21 protein-coding genes are annotated in these 17358 nt (G+C 72.5%); 9 read left to right on the top strand and 12 right to left on the bottom strand.

The window, feature by feature from the left end; genetic code table 11:
* The first annotated feature begins 1 nt into the window (after position 1).
* The gene (locus DFJ68_RS14855; protein WP_170165788.1) at positions 2–1417 is read left to right on the top strand and encodes an FAD-dependent oxidoreductase; all 1416 of its coding nucleotides are present in this window, start codon (positions 2–4) and stop codon (positions 1415–1417) included.
* Here DFJ68_RS14855 and DFJ68_RS14850 read toward each other — a convergent pair whose 3' ends face one another.
* Together DFJ68_RS14850 and DFJ68_RS14845 are read right to left on the bottom strand one after the other, a co-directional pair.
* The gene (locus DFJ68_RS14850) at positions 1418–2374 is read right to left on the bottom strand and encodes an HpcH/HpaI aldolase/citrate lyase family protein (protein WP_121034405.1); all 957 of its coding nucleotides are present in this window, start codon (positions 2372–2374) and stop codon (positions 1418–1420) included.
* Positions 2371–3558 carry a CaiB/BaiF CoA transferase family protein gene (locus tag DFJ68_RS14845; protein ID WP_121034404.1) on the bottom strand — a complete coding sequence of 396 codons (1188 nt, stop codon included), beginning with the start codon at positions 3556–3558 and terminating at the stop codon, positions 2371–2373. Before DFJ68_RS14845 ends, DFJ68_RS14850 begins: the two co-directional genes overlap by 4 nt.
* Positions 3559–3583: 25 nt before the next feature.
* On the opposite strand from DFJ68_RS14845, the gene DFJ68_RS14840 reads away from it, so the two are divergent.
* The 3 genes from DFJ68_RS14840 (at position 3584) to DFJ68_RS14830 (ending at position 5464) form a co-directional block, all read left to right on the top strand.
* Positions 3584–4261 carry a GntR family transcriptional regulator gene (locus tag DFJ68_RS14840; RefSeq protein ID WP_211333381.1) on the top strand — a complete coding sequence of 226 codons (678 nt, stop codon included), beginning with the start codon at positions 3584–3586 and terminating at the stop codon, positions 4259–4261.
* 232 nt (positions 4262–4493) lie between these two features.
* Positions 4494–4943, top strand: coding sequence for a DoxX family protein (locus tag DFJ68_RS14835; protein ID WP_121034402.1), 450 nt, complete (start codon positions 4494–4496; stop codon positions 4941–4943).
* Between the two features lie 323 nt (positions 4944–5266).
* On the top strand, positions 5267–5464 hold the full coding sequence (locus tag DFJ68_RS14830) for a BldC family transcriptional regulator (RefSeq protein WP_121034401.1): 198 nt from the start codon (positions 5267–5269) through the stop codon (positions 5462–5464).
* Between the two features lie 144 nt (positions 5465–5608).
* On the opposite strand, the gene aqpZ is transcribed toward DFJ68_RS14830, so the two are convergent.
* The 8 genes from aqpZ to DFJ68_RS14790 all read right to left on the bottom strand — a co-directional run bounded on the left by aqpZ (position 5609) and on the right by DFJ68_RS14790 (position 9804).
* The gene (gene aqpZ, locus DFJ68_RS14825; RefSeq protein ID WP_121034400.1) at positions 5609–6388 is read right to left on the bottom strand and encodes an aquaporin Z; all 780 of its coding nucleotides are present in this window, start codon (positions 6386–6388) and stop codon (positions 5609–5611) included.
* Positions 6389–6562: 174 nt separating this feature from the next.
* A complete protein-coding gene (locus tag DFJ68_RS14820) occupies positions 6563–6736 on the bottom strand; it encodes a CsbD family protein (RefSeq protein WP_121034399.1) in 174 nt (57 codons plus the stop codon).
* Positions 6737–6828: 92 nt separating this feature from the next.
* Positions 6829–7434 carry a hypothetical protein gene (locus tag DFJ68_RS14815; RefSeq protein ID WP_121034398.1) on the bottom strand — a complete coding sequence of 202 codons (606 nt, stop codon included), beginning with the start codon at positions 7432–7434 and terminating at the stop codon, positions 6829–6831.
* Positions 7435–7436: 2 nt separating this feature from the next.
* Positions 7437–8027, bottom strand: a complete 591-nt coding sequence (locus tag DFJ68_RS14810) for a DUF6286 domain-containing protein (protein ID WP_121034397.1) — start codon at positions 8025–8027, stop codon at positions 7437–7439.
* A complete protein-coding gene (locus DFJ68_RS14805) occupies positions 8024–8515 on the bottom strand; it encodes an Asp23/Gls24 family envelope stress response protein (protein WP_121034396.1) in 492 nt (163 codons plus the stop codon). Before DFJ68_RS14805 ends, DFJ68_RS14810 begins: the two co-directional genes overlap by 4 nt.
* Positions 8508–8711, bottom strand: a complete 204-nt coding sequence (locus tag DFJ68_RS14800; protein ID WP_121034395.1) for a hypothetical protein — start codon at positions 8709–8711, stop codon at positions 8508–8510. Before DFJ68_RS14800 ends, DFJ68_RS14805 begins: the two co-directional genes overlap by 8 nt.
* Positions 8708–9229, bottom strand: coding sequence for an Asp23/Gls24 family envelope stress response protein (locus DFJ68_RS18350; protein WP_211333380.1), 522 nt, complete (start codon positions 9227–9229; stop codon positions 8708–8710). The genes DFJ68_RS14800 and DFJ68_RS18350 overlap by 4 nt, the downstream gene beginning before the upstream one ends.
* A complete protein-coding gene (locus DFJ68_RS14790) occupies positions 9226–9804 on the bottom strand; it encodes an Asp23/Gls24 family envelope stress response protein (protein ID WP_245963678.1) in 579 nt (192 codons plus the stop codon). The genes DFJ68_RS18350 and DFJ68_RS14790 overlap by 4 nt, the downstream gene beginning before the upstream one ends.
* 206 nt (positions 9805–10010) lie before the next feature.
* Here DFJ68_RS14790 and DFJ68_RS14785 point away from each other — a divergent pair, with 206 nt between their 5' ends.
* Both DFJ68_RS14785 and DFJ68_RS14780 read left to right on the top strand, forming a co-directional pair.
* Positions 10011–10664 (top strand): RNA polymerase sigma factor, encoded by a 654-nt coding sequence (locus tag DFJ68_RS14785; RefSeq protein ID WP_211333379.1) that lies wholly within the window; start codon positions 10011–10013, stop codon positions 10662–10664.
* Complete coding sequence (locus DFJ68_RS14780) at positions 10661–11164, top strand: hypothetical protein (protein WP_121034393.1); 504 nt, start codon at positions 10661–10663, stop codon at positions 11162–11164. Before DFJ68_RS14785 ends, DFJ68_RS14780 begins: the two co-directional genes overlap by 4 nt.
* A gap of 127 nt (positions 11165–11291) precedes the next feature.
* Here DFJ68_RS14780 and DFJ68_RS18985 read toward each other — a convergent pair whose 3' ends face one another.
* Together DFJ68_RS18985 and DFJ68_RS14775 are read right to left on the bottom strand one after the other, a co-directional pair.
* Positions 11292–11423, bottom strand: a complete 132-nt coding sequence (locus DFJ68_RS18985; RefSeq protein ID WP_260164983.1) for a hypothetical protein — start codon at positions 11421–11423, stop codon at positions 11292–11294.
* A gap of 187 nt (positions 11424–11610) precedes the next feature.
* The gene (locus DFJ68_RS14775; RefSeq protein ID WP_121034392.1) at positions 11611–12828 is read right to left on the bottom strand and encodes a TerC family protein; all 1218 of its coding nucleotides are present in this window, start codon (positions 12826–12828) and stop codon (positions 11611–11613) included.
* A 143-nt stretch (positions 12829–12971) separates the two neighbouring features.
* Between DFJ68_RS14775 and DFJ68_RS14770 the strand changes: the two genes are divergently transcribed.
* The 3 genes from DFJ68_RS14770 to DFJ68_RS14760 all read left to right on the top strand — a co-directional run bounded on the left by DFJ68_RS14770 (position 12972) and on the right by DFJ68_RS14760 (position 17304).
* On the top strand, positions 12972–14204 hold the full coding sequence (locus DFJ68_RS14770; protein WP_121034391.1) for an FUSC family protein: 1233 nt from the start codon (positions 12972–12974) through the stop codon (positions 14202–14204).
* Between the two features lie 308 nt (positions 14205–14512).
* Positions 14513–15409, top strand: coding sequence for an SDR family oxidoreductase (locus DFJ68_RS14765; protein ID WP_121034390.1), 897 nt, complete (start codon positions 14513–14515; stop codon positions 15407–15409).
* Complete coding sequence (locus tag DFJ68_RS14760) at positions 15406–17304, top strand: glycoside hydrolase family 15 protein (protein ID WP_245963677.1); 1899 nt, start codon at positions 15406–15408, stop codon at positions 17302–17304. Before DFJ68_RS14765 ends, DFJ68_RS14760 begins: the two co-directional genes overlap by 4 nt.
* Positions 17305–17358 lie beyond the last annotated feature (54 nt).

Here is a 17358-nt window from a genome sequence, read left to right as displayed (position 1 = left end):
CGTGCAGCTGCGACGAACCGGATCGTCGGCGCCACCACCCGACGCCGCAGCAACGGTCACGACCGGTCGGGCGGTCGTCGTCGGCGGCAGCATCGCCGGGCTGCTCACCGCGCGCGTCCTCAGTGACCACGCGGCGCAGGTCGTCGTGCTCGAGCGCGAGTCCCTGCCCGTCGACGCGACAGCCCGCGGCCACGTCCCCCAGGGCCGGCACCTGCACGCGCTGCTCGCGGCGGGGCTGCGCCTGCTCGAGGAGTGGTTCCCCGGCATCCGCTCCGAGCTGGTCGCCGAGGGCGCGGTCACGGTCGATGGCACCGGGGGCTGGGTGTGGCAGTCAGGCGGCTACCGCGCCCGGGGCGACTGGGGCGGCAGCACGCTCAGCCTCACGCGTCCCCTCCTCGAGCACGTCGTCCGTCGGCGGGTGGCGGCGCTGCCGAACGTGACCGTCGTCGAGGGCGTCCGGGCCGACGCGGTGACGCTCGACGGCGACCGGGTCACGGGCGTCCGGTCCGGCGACCGAACGTGGGCCGCCGACCTCGTGGCCGACTGCTCTGGCCGCAGCTCGCGCCTGCTGCACCGGCTCGCCGCCGACGGCGTGCTCGTCCCGCCGACGACCGAGGTCGGCATCGACGTCGCCTACGCCTCACGCCTGCTCCGGCGCTCGCCGGGTGACTTCTCGGGGCAGTTCGCCGTCATCGCCTCCGCACCCGAGGACGGTCTGCGCGTCGGCGCCGCCATGCCCGTCGAGGGCGACCGGTGGCAGATCACGGTCGCCGGCATGCACGGCGACGCGCCACCCGCCGACGACGAGGGCTTCGCGGCCTTCGCCGAGTCGCTGCCGTCGCCGGTGGTCGGTCAGATCCTGCGTCGGTGCGAGCCGGTGTCCGAGGTGGCGGTGTTCCGCTACCCCGCCAGCCGTCGCCGACACTTCGAGCGGCTCGACCGGATGCCGGCCGGCCTGGTCGCCGTCGGCGACGCCGCCTGCAGCTTCGACCCCGTCTACGGGCAGGGGATGTCCTCGTCCGCGCTGCAGGCCGAGGCCCTGGGCCGCGCCCTCGTGGGACTCGGCGGCGGGGCCGGCGCGATCGCGGACGGTCGGCTACCGATGTCGTTCCACCGCAAGGCCGCTCGCATCATCGACGTCCCGTGGACCATCGCGGTCGGCGGCGACTTCGCGCATTCCGCGACCGTGGGCGAGCGTCCACGAGGGTCGGCGGTCGTCAACCTCTACGTCGACCGGGTCATGCGCGCGACCCACTCGTCGCTGCCCGTGGCCCGGCGTCTCAACCGCGTGCTCAACCTCGACGCGCCGCCGCTGTCGCTCGCGTCGCCGGTGACCCTGGCCAGGGTGTTGGCGGCGACGCGTCCCGGCAGGGTACGCGGTGCCGTCGTGCACCCCCGCGTCGGCCCGGCCGCCTGATCAGGTGCCGTCGGGCTCGCGCGTCGCGTCGGCGAGGGCGAGCAGGGCCCGGGCGCGGGCGAGCACTGGGGCGTCGACGAACTGGCCGTCGGTCGTCGTCGTGGCCCCGGGCGTGTCGTCGTCACCCGCCGCCGCGACGACCTCTGCGGCCCAGCCGATCTCGCGCTGCTCGGGTCGGAACGCCTGACGGGTCAGGGCGACCTGCGTGGGGTGGATGACGGAGCGACCGACCATGCCGAGCGCGCGCCCCTCGCGGCAGGTCTCGAGAAAGCCCGCGTCGTCACGGAGGCGCGGGAACACCGACATCGGCACCGGCCCCTTGCCGGCCGCCGCCGCGGCGAGCACGACCTGGAGGCGCATGGCGTTGACCGCGGCCGGGGCGGTGACGCCGAGCTCGGCGAGGAGGTCCTGCTCACCGAGTGCCACTCCGGCCACCGACGGGTGCGCCGCGATCGCGTCCACCGACCGCAGTCCGCGGGCCGACTCGAGGATCGCGTAGAGCGGCATCGACGGCCCCACCGCTTCGGCGACCCGGTCGAGGTCGGCGACGGACTCGACCTTGGGCACACGGATGCCGTCTGGGCGCGCTGCCGCGCCGCCACTGTCACCTCCGCGGTCACCACCGCGGTCACCACCGCGGTCACCACCCCGGTCGTCGGCCGCCAACGCAGCCAAGTCGTCGTCGACCCACGCCGTGCCGAGACCGTTGATGCGCACGTGGACCGGTGTCGAGCCCTGCGACCGCTCGTTCAGGTAGGTCACGACGTGCGTGCGGGCGGCGTCCTTGTGGGCCGGCGACACGGCATCCTCGAGGTCGAGGATGACGACCGAGGCGCCACTGGCGACGGCCTTGTCGAAGCGCTCGGGCCGGTCGCCGGGGACGTACAGCCAGCTCAGCCACGGCCGCCCGTGACCGTGCGTGCCGTGCGTGCGGGGCGTGCCGCGCGTGTCGCTCACCGCACCGCTCCGCTCTCGCGCAGGGCCGCGATCTCGTCGTCGTCGTAGCCGGCCTCGCGCAGCACCTCGTCGGTGTGCTTGCCCTTGGGCGGGCCGGTCCACCGGACGCGGCCGGGTGTCTCCGACAGCCGGAACGTCACGTTCTGGATGCTCAGCTCGCCGAGCTCGTCGTCGGGCAGGTCGACGAAGCTGCCGAGGGCGGCGAACTGCGGGTCGACCGCGATGTCGGCGACGTCGTAGATCGGGGCGATCGCCGCCGCCGCCTGCTCGAAGGCGGCGACGACCTCGTCGGCGTCACGCGCGGCGATCCAGTCACCGACCGCCGTGTCGAGCTCGTCGACGTGCGCGACCCGCCCCGTGCCGCTCGAGAACCACGGCTGCTCGACGAGGTCGGGGCGGCCGACGAGCACCATCACCCGCTCGGCGATGCGCTGCGCGCTCGTCGACACCGCGAGCCACCGACCGTCACGGCTGCGGTAGACGTTGCGGGGGGCGTTGCTGCTCGAGCGGTTGCCGGTGCGCACGGGGACGACACCGGCCTTCTTGTAGGCCGTCACGAGGCTGCCGACGATCGAGAGCATCGGCTCGATGATGGCGAGGTCGATGACCTGCCCACGCCCGGTCGTGTCGCGAGCCCGCAGGGCGGTCATGACGGCGAACGCCATCGTGATGCCGGCGATCCCGTCGGCGAGCCCGAGGGGCGGGAGGGTCGGCGGACCGTCAGGCTGCCCGGTGAGCGAGGCGAACCCGCTCATCGCCTCCGCGATCGTGCCGAACCCGGGCCGCGACGCCATCGGGCCCACCTGGCCGAAGCCCGTCATGCGTCCGATCACGAGCCGCGGGTTGATCGCGTGCAGGTCGTCGGGGCCGAGGCCCCAGCGCTCGAGGGTGCCGGGGCGGAAGTTCTCGATGAGCACGTCGGCGTCGGCGACCAGCCTGCGGATGACGGCCTGGCCGTCGGGGTGCGAGGCGTCGACGCACGTCGCGAGCTTGCCGCGCGACATCGTCTTCCACCACAGGCCGACGCCGTCGACCGCCGTGCCGTGCCCGCGTGACGGGTCGTCGCGACGTGGGTGCTCGATCTTGACGACGTGGGCCCCGTGGTCGGCGAGCATCATCGCCGCCGTCGGCCCGGCGAAGAGGGTGGACATGTCGATGACCCGCAGGCCGTCCAGGGCGCTCATGGTGGCGATCGTATAAGATATGAGAGTGGCGCAGCCCGGACCCGTCAGCCCACCCCCGAGCAAGGCCGACTACGTCTACGACGTGCTCCGGCGCGAGATCCACGAGTCGCGTCTGCCCGGGGGCACGTCGTTGCGGGCCGCGGCCGTCGCCGCCCGCCTCGGGGTGTCCGTCACACCGGTGCGTGAGGCACTGCGCCGGCTCGAGACCGACCGGCTCGTCACCTACGCCGCCCACCGCGGCGCCACCGTCGTCGACCTCGGCCCCGACGCGCTGCGGGAGTTCTACGGGGTGCGTGCGGCCGTCGAGGGCGTCGGCGCCCGCTTCGCCGCCACCCGCATCGACGCGGCCGGCCTGGAGCGTCTCGAGTCGCTGCACGACCGCATGGTGCGCGACGCGGCCCGGGGGCGCACCGCTCGCCTCGCCGCCCTCAGCGACGAGCTGCACCTCGCCGTCACCGACATCGGCGGGCCGGCGTTCCTCGGCGGCCAGGCGCGCGCGATCCGCACGAGCTTCCCTGTGCCGCAGGGCGCTTCGCTCTGGCTCGACCCCGAGCTGCGAGAGGCGAACCTCGCGGCCCACGCCGACCTCATCGCCGCGCTGCGCGACCGTGACCCTGCGCGTGCCGAGCGGGTCATGGTCGCGCACGTGACGGCATCCGGGCAGTTCCGCATCGACGCACAGGGTCACCGAACGCGCCACTGACCGGGTCGTACCGGGCGAACAGGCCGGGTGCCGGTCGGCCGGCTCAGCGGCGGCCCGTCGTCCGCCCCGGCCGAGGCCGTGGCCTGCCCCTGACGCCGAGACCGTGCCTGACCGGGCGTCGGTGACACCCGACGCCCCCCGCGGGGTAGGACCGACTGCACCGGGTCGGTACGGGGTCGGCGGCACATCAGCCCCGTGCGGGCCGCCCGCCGCGTGCACGGTCAGGAGACCCATGAGCACCCGCCACGACGTCCAGGCCCCCGACTCCGACACCGGGGCCTCGCACCGCACCGCCCGCCACGTGGCCCGCCTCGCGCTCGGTGGGGCGCTCGTCTATGCCGGCCTCGGACACCTCACCTTCGCCCGGGAGGAGTTCCGGGCCCAGGTGCCCGACACCGTCATCGACGTGCTGCCGCTGACGACCGACCAGGTCGTGCTCGCCTCCGGCGTCGTCGAGATCGCGCTCGGCACCGCCATCGCGCTCGCCCCCGCCCGGTACCGGGAGCGGGTGGGTGACGTCGCCTCGGCCTTCTTCGTCGCGGTCTTCCCGGGCAACGTCGCGCAGCTGCTCAACCGCCGCGACGGGTTCGGGCTCGACACCGACGGCAAGCGGGCGGGCCGCCTGCTCGGGCAGCCGGCGCTCGTGGCCTGGGCCCGCTGGTCGACCCGCACCCACGGCTGACCGTCCCCGCCGGTCGACGACCACCCGGCGACTCGACGGCCACCAGACGACCACCAGAGGACCACCGACCGGTTCGCGGCCGGGTCCTTCCGTATCCCCGCATCCCGCCGCTGGGCCACGGGTTCGATGTACGTTGGGAAGCGGAGGGGACGACGGAGACCCTCTACTTTCCGTGTCCGGCCGAAAAGGGTCCAGCCGGGCGGAACGGACGCCATCCGCGACCGTCCTCGTGCCGTCCGGTGCGAGTGCCGGACAACGACGGCCAGGCAGGTTAGGTTCTCCGTCAGGCCTTTCGCTCGGGGGAGCGCACTCAAGGATCCCGTGTGGACAAAAGCTTCGCAGCAGAACCCCTTCTCACGCCCGGGGAGGTCGCGGCACTCTTCCGCGTCGACCCCAAGACCGTCACCCGCTGGGCCCAGGCGGGCAAGCTGACGACGGTCCGCACCCTCGGTGGCCATCGTCGGTTCATCGAGTCGGAGGTGCGCGAGCTGCTGCGTTCCGCCACGTCGGACGAGTCCTAGTCCTGACCCCGCCCTCGCACGGTGCCTCGCCCCGGATGCCGGTCGGCCGGCATCCGGGGGTGTCGTGCCCTCACGCGCCGCCTCGTCCGGGGACGGTGCGGGCGCACCGACGGCATGCGGCCGCGGAGGGACGCGGCGGCATCCTCAGCTCTCGGCGCTGACCCGCTGCGGCGCGGGCTGCTCGCGCTGGGCGAGCACGGCGCGGTGCAGCAGCGCCGCGAGCACGCCGCCGGCGAGCGGGGCGACGACGAAGACCCACAGCTGGCCGAGGGCGGTGCCGCCGGCGAAGAGGGCGGGCGCGATGGAGCGGGCCGGGTTGACCGACGTGTTGCTCACCGGGATCGAGACCAGGTGGATGACCGTGAGGGTGAGGCCGATGGCGAGCGGCGCGAAGCCCTTGGGGGCCGGCGTGTCGGTGGCGCCGAGGATGACGACGACGAAGACGGCCGTGAGCACGACCTCGGTGACGAGGACGGCGGCCAGGCCGTACTGCTGGGGCGACTGCGCGCCGTAGCCGTTGGTGGCGAAGCCGGTCGCGGCGTCGAAGCCGCTGCGGCCGGAGGCGACGGCGTAGAGGGCTCCCGCGCCGAGCACCGCCCCGACGAGCTGACCGACGACGTAGGCGGGGAGGTCGCGCCACGGGAGGCGACGAGCGACGGCGAGCCCGAGGCTGACCGCAGGGTTGAAGTGCCCGCCGGAGATGTGGCCGAGCCCGTAGGCGGCGGTCGTCACGGCGAGGCCAAAGGCGAGGGCGACGCCGACGTAGCCGACGCCGACGAAGAGGGTCTGGGTGGAGGCGGTGGCCGTCGTCGTGGCTGTGGCGGCGAGCACGGCGGTGCCGCAGCCGGCGAGGACGAGCCAGAACGTGCCGATGATCTCGGCGCCGACACGGCGGGCGAGGGACGGGGTGGACGGGGTGGACACGGGTGGGTCCTCCGATCTGTCGGGTCATGGTGATGGGTGGTCGCCCGTGACCGGTCATCGGTGACGAGTGGTCGGGCGGTGTTGTGCTGGACGGGTCCGTGGGCGCTCGTGTCGGCCCCGGACAGCACGACGGGCCGGCCCCGAGGGGGGCCGGCCCGTCGTGGGATGAGGACGTCAGTCCTTGAAGGCGTCCTTGACGTTCTCGCCGGCCTGCTTGGCGTTGGCCTTGGTCTGCTCGGCCTGGCCCTCGGCGACGAGCTTCTCGTTGTCCGTCGCCTTGCCGATGGCCTCCTTGGCCTTGCCGGCGGCCTCGTCTGCAGCGTTCTTGGCCTTGTCGATGAGTCCCATGTCGGGTCCTTCCTTGTCGTGGTCGCGCGACGGTCGCGCGACGGGTTGGGGATGGTGCCTGCCCGCCGGCCGTGTGGTCGGCGGGACGTCTCTCACTGCACGCGGCGTTCGTTCTCCGCGTGCTCGCGCCGGGCGACCTTGAGCTGGACCCGGTAGGTCAGGTCGTCGCGCCCGACGAAGCCGACGAGCTTGCCGCCTGCGGCCTCGGCCGCCGCCGTCACCTCCGCCAGGTCGGCGCTGGGCTCGAGGGTGGGCTCGAGCAGGGCCACGATCTGGCCGCGCTCGACCGACACGCTGGAGCGGCAGGAGCGGATGTCGTCGTGCCGCACGAGCTCGTCGGCCGCCGCCTTGGCGGCCGCGCCCACGTCGACGCGCAGGGAGCCCTCGCCGCCCGAGCCGGGCAGGCGCAGCGTGCTGACGCGCGAGCCGGTGACGTGGCGACCGAGCCACACGAGCGCGAGCACCGTGAGCACGAGCCCGATGGCGCCGGCGGCCCAGGGCCACCAGGACGCCGAGGTGGCGTCGGTCATCCACGGGAAGCTGATGCGGTTGACATCGGTGCGCAGCGAGCCGATGCCGCTGGCGAGGTAGCCCTGATGCCAGGCGAAGGCGGCCGCACCGCCGACGATGAGCACGAGTCCCGCGAGCAGGGTGACGACGCGGTCGACGGCGACGACGCCACGAGGTGTCGATGCCATGGTCAGTCCTCCTTCACGGTGACGGTGGAACGGACGGACGGGGTGGGGCTCAGGGCCCCCAGTCGCTGGGCCGCGGCCTGCTCGGCCTCACGAGCAACGGATGCCGTGTCGGCCGAGACCGTCTGCACGGCGAGTCGCAGCCCGCGACCCTTGGCCGACCCGTCGGCGGCGACGACGGCCGGGGTGCGCGAGGCGGCGTTGGCGGCCAGACGGGCGGCGTCCGATCGCCCGATGTAGACCCCGTTGTCGCCCACCGCGAAGTGGGTCGAGCGACGAGGCTTGAGGGCGAGCACGACGAGCACGATGCCGACGACGACGGCGAGCGGTCCGGCCCAGACCATCCAGGGGCTGGTCGCCGAGATCGCCTTGGCCTTCTCGACGAAGGCGTCGAGCCAGGCGCTGTCGCTGATGGCACCCGCGGCGGCGAGGGCGTCGTGCACGAACACGACGGCGATCGCGAGCAGGACGAGGGCGCCGAGCACCCCGGTGACGACCGCGGCCGGGCCGGCCTTGGGGGCGGGGGCGCTCGACCTCACCTGGTCGGTGCTGGCGGTGTCGGTGGCGCGGGTGGCGGTGGTGGCGGTGGTGCTCACAGCACCCTCCTTCCGTGGCGGGACGAGCTGCTCGCCTCGCCGTCGGTGTCGACGTCGTCGACGCGCGGCTCGTCGGTGCGCACCGACGTGACGGTGACGTTGACGGCATCCACTGTCATCGAGGTGTAGGTGGCGACGGCCGTGGCGATCGCCTCACGCACCTCGCCGGCCACCTCGTAGAGGGGGCGGTCATAGCTCGTGGCGATGTCGACCGACACCCGGGCGTGCGACGGCGTCAACGTCACGTCGGCGTGGGGGAGGCTGCGCGACAAGGGGTTCAGGTGCGAACCCGAGCGCAGCACCGACGGCACGCGGCTGGCAGCGGCCTCCGCGATGGTCGTGACGACGCGGTCCTTGATGACGAGGCTGCCGCGCTGACCGGCTTCGGGCAGCGACGACGAGGTGGACGTGACCGCCCCGTCCGACGGCGAGGCCGACGAAGGGTTCGTGGTCGTCGACGTGGTCGTCGCCGTCGTCGCGTCAGCCATTGCCCCGGCTGCCGCGGCGCGGGAGGAGGTCCTCCACGCTCTCGGACAGGGTGCCCGACCCGCCGTCGAGGTAGTGGCCGACGACGAGGCCGACGGCGCCGAGCACGATGGCGACGAGGAAGCCGACGAAGCCTCCGGCGGCGGCCGCAATGGCGATGAGCAGGCCGACGAACAGGCCCTTCATGGAGTTGCTCATGGTCGTTCTCCTTCTGAGGTGGTGTGGGTCTCGCTGGTGGTGGGGCCGGTGTCGTCACCGGTCTCCCGCTGGTCCGTGTCCTGGCTCCGGTCCGGGTGCTTCTGGCTGTCGGCCGTCTGGTCCAGGGGGTGCACGACGTCGTCGACGGTGACGTGCACCTCGCGGCCCACGATCGACTCGACCCGGTCGGCGACCTGCTCGGCCGTCGCGCGCACGTCGGCCTCGTAGACGACGCTCACGTGCACGTCGACCCGCTCGTCGGTGATCCGCACCCCGGCGACGTTGCGTCCCGGCAGGTACGTCGCGACCTCGCCGAACACGCCGCCATGGAGGTCCGCCACACCGGGCACGGCCCGCACGGCCTCGGCGACGCGGTCGGCCATGCCGTCGTCGGGACTGGAGCCCACACCGGTGAGGGCGTCACCCGTGGAGCCCTCGCCCGCCGAGGCGGCCGCCGGCCGGGTGGCCGGCTCGACTCGCTCGGCGGGCTCGGCACGCTCGACGTCGGACGAGGTCACTGGACCCGGCGCTCGACGGGGGCGTCGTCCTTGCCGGCGTCGCGGGCGGCGGCGCCCGCGGTCGTGGCGGGCGCGTCGTCGTCCTCGATGTGGATGTCGTTGACGGCGATGTTGACCTCGGTGACCTCGAGGCCCGTCATGCGCTCGATCGAGCTGATGACGTTGCGGCGGATGCCGGTCGCGAGGTCGGCGATGCTGACGCCGTACTCGGCGATGATCTGCAGGTCGACGGCCGCCTGCTTTTGGCCGACCTCGACCGAGACGCCCTGCGACAGGTTGGTGTTGCCGACCGGGATGCGCTCGCGCAGCAGGCCGATCGCCCGCTCCGTCGTGCCGCCGAGGTCGTACACGCCCTCGACCTCACGGGTGGCGATGCCGGCGATCTTCGACACGACGGTGTCGGCGATGGTCGTGCGGCCGTGCTCGCTGCCCTTGGTCGGCGTGAGCTCGCGCCCGGCGGACGAGCCGCCCTGAGCCTGCGTCGAACCCGTGTCGGTGCTCATGTCGGTTTCCTTGCCCGTGCTGTGGTCGGAGGTGGTGCTGGAGGTGGTCTCGTGCGTGGTGGACTCGGTCATCGGTCCGTCCTCTCTGTTGTGATCGTCGGTGTCACTGGTTTAGTCGGATCGACACCGGCGATCGTCACGGTCGAGGCCCGTTCGCGGAGTGTGAACAGGCTCACGGTCCGTGAGCGTGAGGAGGCGACGACCTCCTCCGTCTGCACATACCCTCGGCGCCCACGGCACGGGCGAGCTGTCGGCGCCCATCGGGTATGCCGGACTTCGTGAGCGACGAGTCACCGGGCCGCGACGCGCCCCCCGACGCGCCCCCCGACGAGGCGGATGCCGCCGACGCCGGGACGGGCGGACGGGAGCCATCCCGGCCCCGGACGTGGGCGGAGGCGGCCGACAGCACCCTGCGCCGGGCGGCGACGTTCGGCGACATCGACGCCTTCCACGAGATCGTGGGTCGACACGGCCCGGCGATGCTGCGCTATGCCAGCCGGACCCTCAACGACCGCGGCGACGCCGAGGAGGCCGTGCAGGACGCCTTCGTCGCGGCGTGGCGCACCCTGCCCGACTTCCGGGGCCACTCCACCCTGCGCACCTGGTTGTTCACCATCACGCGGCGCAAGGCGATCGACCTCGTCCGCCGCCGCCGACCGCTGCCGGTCACCGACGACGAGCTGCTCGAGCGGGCCGTGGGCGCCACCCCGGGTCCGTCGGTCGGTGAGGGGTCGGGTTTCGTGGAGGCCCTCGACACCGCGCTCGCCGCCCTGCCCGAGTCCCAGCGGTCGGTGTGGTTGCTGCGGGAGGTCGAGGAGATGAGCTACGCGGAGATCGCGCAGGTGCAGCGCACGACCGAGACGGCCGTGCGGGGCAAGCTGGCCCGGGCGAGAGCCGGGCTGCAGACGATGCTCGAGGGGTGGAAGCCATGACCACCACGCCGGAGGAGGCGCAGGGCCCGATGACCGACCGTGACGCCCGACGACTGCAGGAGACCGGGGACGACGTCCTCGCGGTCGCGGCCCGCCAGCTGCGCGACGCCCCCGTGCCGGGGTGGACCGACATCTCCGACTCGATCAAGGACCGGCTCAAGACGGTCTCCCGCCGCAGCCGCCCCGTCCGGGCGGTCACCGACTCGGGCCGCACGATGTTCGTCGCCGACCGCGTCATCCTCGCCCTGCTGCGGCGGGCCGTCGCCGACCTCGACGGGTGCGAGCTCGACCACGTCGCCCTCGTCGGCGAGGACGACACGTGTACGGGTGCCGCCCTCGACGTCGTCGGCCGCTACGGACAGGACTACCGGGTGCTCGCGGACGAGGTGCGCACGGTCGCCTACGCCGTGTTCCGCGACCTGCTCGGCCCGACCGACCCGCCGTTCGGCATCGAGGGCGTCGACGTGACCGTCGTCGACCTCATCGACGAGACGGTCTGACGGCGCGGACTCCCCGAGACGTCGAGGGACACCGAGAGACACCGAGGGACACCGAGAGACACCGAGAGACACCGAGAGGTGCCGACCATGCGGTCGGCACCTCTCGGTGTCTCTCGGGCGCGAGGCGTCAGTAGCCGGACGGGCGCCGGTTGTCGCCGCTCTTCAGCTTCCGCTTGGCGGCGGGGACGCCGACCTTGGCGAGGGCCTGCCAGGCCACCCATCCGAGGGCGGCGAAGGCGTTCTTCTTGGCACGGGCCATGGTGCTGCTCCTTCTGTCGGGTCTCGTCGACGGTGCACGCCACCGGTGGTGCCGGTGGCCCGTCTCGCCTCGTTCGACGAGACGAGGCGGCCGGACGTCACGGTCGCGGGCGGTCCTTTCCACGGTGAGGGCGTGACCGGCATCCGACGGGGAGGTGCAGGGCGTCGGGGACGGTGGATCCAGGGCGTCAGGGGAGGGAGCGGGCGATGCTCGAGCCGTGCCCCTCGTCGATGCGCTTGTCGTGGATCTGCTTGGCCCGCTCGAGCTTGCGCAGCAGCTCGGGCTCCTCACGGATCAGCTTGCGGTACTTGGGCGGGAGCAGCTTGATGGCGGCGCTCTCGCGCTGCAGCTTGGCGTAGGTCTCCTCGCGCCGCTCCTGGTCGGTCTCGTACGACATGTCGAGATAGCGGTCGACGTGGTGGCGCGCGTTGTTGATCGCCGTCTGCGCCCGGCCCTTGGGGCTGAGCAGCGACGCGACGACCGTGACGAGGAGGACACCGAGGATGACGCTCAGCGAGACGTTGGTGCTGATCTCGGTGACGGTGACGGGCTCGCCGTCGTTGATGAACGGGACGGTGTTCTCGTGGAGGGCGTGGAGGATGAGCTTGACGCCGATGAAGGCGAGGATCGCCGCCAGCCCGTAGCTGAGGTAGATGAGGCGGTCGAGCAGCCCGTCGAGCAGGAAGTAGAGCTGGCGCAGACCCATGAGCGAGAAGGCGGTGGCCGTGAAGACGACGAACGTGTTCTGCGTCAGGCCGAAGATCGCCGGGATCGAGTCGAGGGCGAAGAGGATGTCGGTGCCGCCGATGGCGATCATCACCATGAGCATCGGCGTCAGGGCCCGCTTGCCGTCGACCTGGGTGAAGAGCTTGTCGCCGTCGTAGTGCTCGGTGGTGTGGAACAGGCGGCGGGTCAGGCGGATGACGATGTTCTCCCCGTCGTCGCCGTTCTCGCCGTGCGACCTCAGCATGTTGCCGCCGGTGACGAGCAGGATGAGGCCGAAGAGGTAGAACACCCAGGCGAACTGGTTGATGAGGGTGGCGCCGACGAAGATGAGGGAGGTGCGGGCGATGAGCGAGAAGACGATGCCGAAGAGCAGCACCTTCTGCTGGTCGGCGGCCGGCACCTTGAAGCTCGTCATGATGATGAGGAAGACGAAGAGGTTGTCGACGCTCAGCGCCTTCTCGGTGATGTAGCCCGCGAAGTACTCGGTGCCCATCTCGGACCCGCCGAAGACGACGACGGCCAGCCCGAAGGCGATGGCGATGCCGACGTAGACCGCCGACCAGGTCGCCGCCTCCTTGAGGGACGGGGTGTGGGCCTTGCGGACGTGGAAGAAGAAGTCGAACGCCAGCAGGGCGATGATGAGGACCACGGTGGCGGTCCAGACGACGGGGGAGACCACGGCGACCTCGGGTGCTCGCAGGAGGACCCTCCGCGGCGATCGGCGGGCCCGGCGCGGGGACGGTCGTGACCCGGCCCGTGCGGTGCGCAGGTCATACCCCCAAGGGGTGGTCACAGCATCCGGACAGCGGGTAGGAAGGGCCGGTGAGTCAGTGGCGATCCGACACCCGCACCCGGGTGCAGGCCCTCCGGGCGGCCTTCCGCCGGCCGGGGCCCGAGCGCGATGCGCTCCTGCTGCTTGTCAAGGCGGCGGTGGCGACGGTGGTCGCGTGGCAGTTCGCCGTGCACGTGCTGCACAGCCGCATCCCCTTCTACGCCCCCATGGCGGCCCTGCTCGTCGTCGACCGCACGATGGTGCGCTCCCTGCTCGCGAGCGCGCAGCGCGTGGCGGCCGTCGTGCTCGGCCTCGGGGTGGCCTGGGTGGTGGCGAGCCTCTTCGGCGTGACGTGGTGGACGATGTTCGGCGTCGTGCTCGTCGCCCTCGTCATCGGGCGGTGGTCACGGCTCGGCGACCACGGCATCCAGGTGCCCTCGATGGTGCTGCTCTCGCTCATCACGGTCGGCGGCACCGACGAGCAGTTCACCTACCTCACCATCGTCGAGACGATCGCCGGTGGACTGATCGGGGTCGGGGTCAACGCGCTCGTGCTCACGCCGCTGCACGTCATCAAGCCCCGGCAGCGGGTCACCCGGCTGGCGACCGAGGTGCGGCAGCTGCTCGACGACATGGCCGCCGGCATCCGCCGCGAGTGGACCGGCGCCGAGGCCCGCGAGTGGCTCGAGCGGTCGGCCGCGATCACCGAGCGGGCGCCGCGCATCATCGACGACATCGAGACCGGCCGCGAGAGCACCCGGTTCAACCTGCGCGACAACCTGCGCCCGCTCGACGTCGACTGGGAGGGCTACGAGGCGACGGTGCGAGCCCTGCGCCGGCTGCTCTGGCAGACCACCGGCATCGCGCGCGTGCTCGTCGACGCCGGCGAGCGGCGCGAGCACCAGCCGCGGCCCAAGGAGTCGTTCCTGCTGCGCTACGCCGAGGCGCTCGACTCGCTCGGGACGGCGCTCGAGCAGTTCGGTCGCCACGACGACGACACGCTGCGGGTCTTCGACGAGAACACGGGGCGGGCCACCGAGATCCTCACGACCCTGCGCGACGAGGTGCGCAACACCGAGCTCGACGACCCCGACGAGTGGCCGGTCTACGGGTCCCTGCTCAGCGACGGGCTGCGCATGACGACCGAGCTGCGGTCGGCGCGCGAGGCCGCGGTCGTGCCGACCGACACCGGTCCGCTGCGGCTGCCGCCGACCGAGTCGGAGGTCTGGGTCAAGGTGCAGCGCAGCGCCAAGCACGTGCCCTGGCGGCGCCCCGGCCGCTGACTTGGGCTGGTCAACGCTGGTCAGGGCTTACCGGGGCATCGTCGGGCGGTCATGTCGCGGGTCAGGTCGCGGCTGGTGTGGTGATGACCCCGTCTCGCGCGACATGAGGTGCGACCTGACCCGCGACGCCGACGACCGTCACCCCACCCCTAGGGGCGGGCCGCGCCCGACGCATGTTTGCCGGTCGCGGTGACGGGGCATGCGAGGAGTGGCCGGCGGTGACATCGCGCGGGCCGACGGACAGATCCGACCGTGACGGCGCCGACCGCGCCACCAGACACCACCAGACAGCGCCATCGAGGACTGACATGAGCAACGACCAGTACACCCTGACCGACCCGACGAAGCTGTACGCCGACATCGACACGACCGCGCAGTCACAGCCGGGCGCCGGGCTCGACGCCAAGCTCGACAACAAGGCCGCCCTGGGCGACGACACCTACCGCGGCTCCGGTCGCCTCGAGGGCCGCAAGGCGCTCATCACCGGCGGCGACAGCGGTATCGGCGCGGCCACGGCCATCGCCTTCGCCCGCGAGGGCGCCGACGTCGCCATCTCCTACCTGCCCGAGGAGGAGGAGGACGCCAAGAACATCGTGTCGCTCATCGAGCAGGCCGGCCGCAAGGCCGTCGCCCTCCCCGGCGACCTCAAAGACCAGCAGTACTGCGTCGACCTCGTCGCGAAGGCCGTCGAGCAGCTCAACGGCCTCGACATCCTCGTCAACAACGGCGGCAAGCAGCAGTCGTGCGACAGCATCGACGAGCTGACCGACGAGCAGTTCGACGACACGTTCAAGACGAACGTCTACGCGATGTTCTGGATCACCAAGGCCGCGGTGAAGCACCTCGGGCCGGGCTCGACGATCATCAACACGAGCTCGATCCAGGCCTACCAGCCGTCGGAGAACCTGCTCGACTACGCGACCACCAAGGCGTCGATCAACACCTTCAGCAAGGCGCTCGCCCAGCAGCTCGCGCCCAAGGGCATCCGCGTCAACGTCGTCGCTCCGGGCCCGATCTGGACCCCGCTGCAGACCGCCGGTGGCCAGCCCGTCGAGGACCTGCCGGAGTTCGGCGAGCAGACCCCCCTGGGTCGCCCCGGCCAGCCGGCCGAGCTCGCTCCCGCGTTCGTGTTCCTCGCCTCGGCCGAGTCGAGCTACGTCACCGGCGCCACCATCCACGTCAACGGTGGGATGCCCACCCTGTGACCGACGCACCACGCAGCGACCGGATGCCGGGCACCCCCGCGGGTGCCCGGCATCCGGTCGCGCGGGTGGCGCAGGACGAGATCATCTGGCGTGGAGGCGAGTCCGCCGACGTCACCGTGACGGAGCGTGACGCCGACGGGTACGCCGACCTGCGCACCTACGCCACCATCGGCGACGGCCGCACGGTCGGTCTCGTGGCCCGCGACGGTCGCATCGACTGGCTGCCGCTGCCTTCCGTCGACTGCCCGTCGCCGTTCGCGGCGGTGCTCGACGCCGACGAGGGCGGCGAGCTGTCGCTCGCCCCGGTCGAGCCGTTCACGGTGCGGCGCCGCTACGTACCGGGCACGAACGTGCTCGAGACGACCTTCACGACCGCCACGGGGGTCGCCCGCGTCACCGACTCGCTCAACACCGGGGTCACCGGTCGGCTGCCCTGGACCGAGCTGGCCCGCCGCATCGACGGCGTCAGCGGCACCGTGCGCCTGCGTGGCGTCATCTCCCCGGGCACGGGTCTGCGCACCGTGTCACCGTGGGTCAACGAGACCGTGCACGGACGGGTGCTGCGCGTCAACGGAGTCATCATGGCGCCGCGCACGCTGAACGACGACGGGGTCGAGATGCACGACGACGGCGTCACCGCGCACTTCTTGACGAGCACGGGCTCGCGGCACCTGCTCGGCCTCGTCGCCACCCTCGGCGAGCCCGTCTTCCTGCCGCGCCCGGAGGACATGGACCGCGCCGTCGACCGCACCGTCGAGGCCTGGCAGCGCTGGTCGGACGCGTTCGAGTGGGACGGGCCCTGGGCCGATGCGGTGCGTCGCAGCACCATGCTGCTCAAGCAGCTGATCCACGGACCGTCGGGCGCCGTTGCGGCCGCGGCCACGACGTCCCTACCGGAATCGCTGCATGGACAGGCGAACTGGGACTACCGCTTCACCTGGGTACGTGACACCGCCTACAGCCTCACCGCCCTCTTCCGCTTCGGAGAGCGCGAGGAGACGCAGGCCGCCATCAGCTGGATGCTGCGCACGATCCGCGAGCACGGCATCGCGCCCTCGGTCTTCTACCCGCTCGACGGGTCGGCCCCCGACTCCGACGTCACCGAGCACGACTCGCCCGGCTGGCGCGGCGTCGGGCCGGTCGTCACCGGCAACCGCGCGGGTGACCAGCTGCAGCTCGGCGTCTACGGCGACGTCTTCAACATCGTGGCCCTCTACGTCGAGAACGGGAACATCCTCGACGAGGGCACCGGCCGCCTGCTGGCCGAGATCGCCGACCTCGCCGCCGACGCGTGGCGCCGAGCCGACAGCGGCATGTGGGAGCTCACCGAGCTGCGGCACTACACGACCTCCAAGCTCGGCTGCTGGCAGGCGCTCACCCACGCCGCTCACCTCGCCGACATCGGCCAGATCCCCGGCAGCCCCGAACGCTGGCGAACCGAGGCCGACCGGATCCGCCGCTGGGTCGACGAGAACGCCTGGGACGCCGAGCAGGGTGCCTACGTCTGGTACCCCGGCACGTCCGAGCTCGACGCCTCGATCCTGCTGCACGCCATCAGCGGCTTCGACCGCGGCGAGCGGATGTCGTCGACCCTCGACGCCCTGCGACGCGACCTCGGCTCGGGCCCGCACCTCTACCGCTTCAGCGGCGCCGACGAGCACGAGGGCCTCTTCGTCGCCTGCTCGTACTGGATGGTGTCGGCCCTCGCCCTCGTCGGCCGCGACGAGGAGGCGCGGGCGCTCATGGACGAGCTGCAGACGGCCCCGAACGACGTCGGGGTGCTGGCCGAGATGATCGAGCCGGAGTCTGGTGCCTTCCTCGGCAACCTGCCGCAGGCGCTCAGCCACCTCGCCCTCGTCAACGCCGCCATCACCGTGCACACCGGGGTCCGCTGACCCGGACCTGACCCGGACCTGACCCGGACCCGGACCTGACCAGATCGAAAAGGG

The organism is Terracoccus luteus, assembly GCF_003635045.1.
GTDB classification, from domain to species: Bacteria; Actinomycetota; Actinomycetes; order Actinomycetales; family Dermatophilaceae; genus Terracoccus; species Terracoccus luteus.
This window is presented reverse-complemented; position numbering and strand designations above follow the sequence as displayed.

What these genes read in the sequence shown, in the direction of transcription:
- DFJ68_RS14845 (WP_121034404.1), bottom strand. Translation starts at nt 3,558, where the DNA reads ATGAGCGCCCTGGACGGCCTGCGGGTCATCGACATGTCCACCCTCTTC.
- DFJ68_RS14835 (WP_121034402.1), top strand. Translation starts at nt 4,494, where the DNA reads ATGAGCACCCGCCACGACGTCCAGGCCCCCGACTCCGACACCGGGGCC.
- DFJ68_RS14820 (WP_121034399.1), bottom strand. Translation starts at nt 6,736, where the DNA reads ATGGGACTCATCGACAAGGCCAAGAACGCTGCAGACGAGGCCGCCGGC.
- DFJ68_RS14815 (WP_121034398.1), bottom strand. Translation starts at nt 7,434, where the DNA reads ATGGCATCGACACCTCGTGGCGTCGTCGCCGTCGACCGCGTCGTCACC.
- DFJ68_RS14805 (WP_121034396.1), bottom strand. Translation starts at nt 8,515, where the DNA reads ATGGCTGACGCGACGACGGCGACGACCACGTCGACGACCACGAACCCT.
- DFJ68_RS14800 (WP_121034395.1), bottom strand. Translation starts at nt 8,711, where the DNA reads ATGAGCAACTCCATGAAGGGCCTGTTCGTCGGCCTGCTCATCGCCATT.
- DFJ68_RS14790 (WP_245963678.1), bottom strand. Translation starts at nt 9,804, where the DNA reads ATGACCGAGTCCACCACGCACGAGACCACCTCCAGCACCACCTCCGAC.
- DFJ68_RS14780 (WP_121034393.1), top strand. Translation starts at nt 10,661, where the DNA reads ATGACCACCACGCCGGAGGAGGCGCAGGGCCCGATGACCGACCGTGAC.
- DFJ68_RS18985 (WP_260164983.1), bottom strand. Translation starts at nt 11,423, where the DNA reads ATGGCCCGTGCCAAGAAGAACGCCTTCGCCGCCCTCGGATGGGTGGCC.
- DFJ68_RS14765 (WP_121034390.1), top strand. Translation starts at nt 14,513, where the DNA reads ATGAGCAACGACCAGTACACCCTGACCGACCCGACGAAGCTGTACGCC.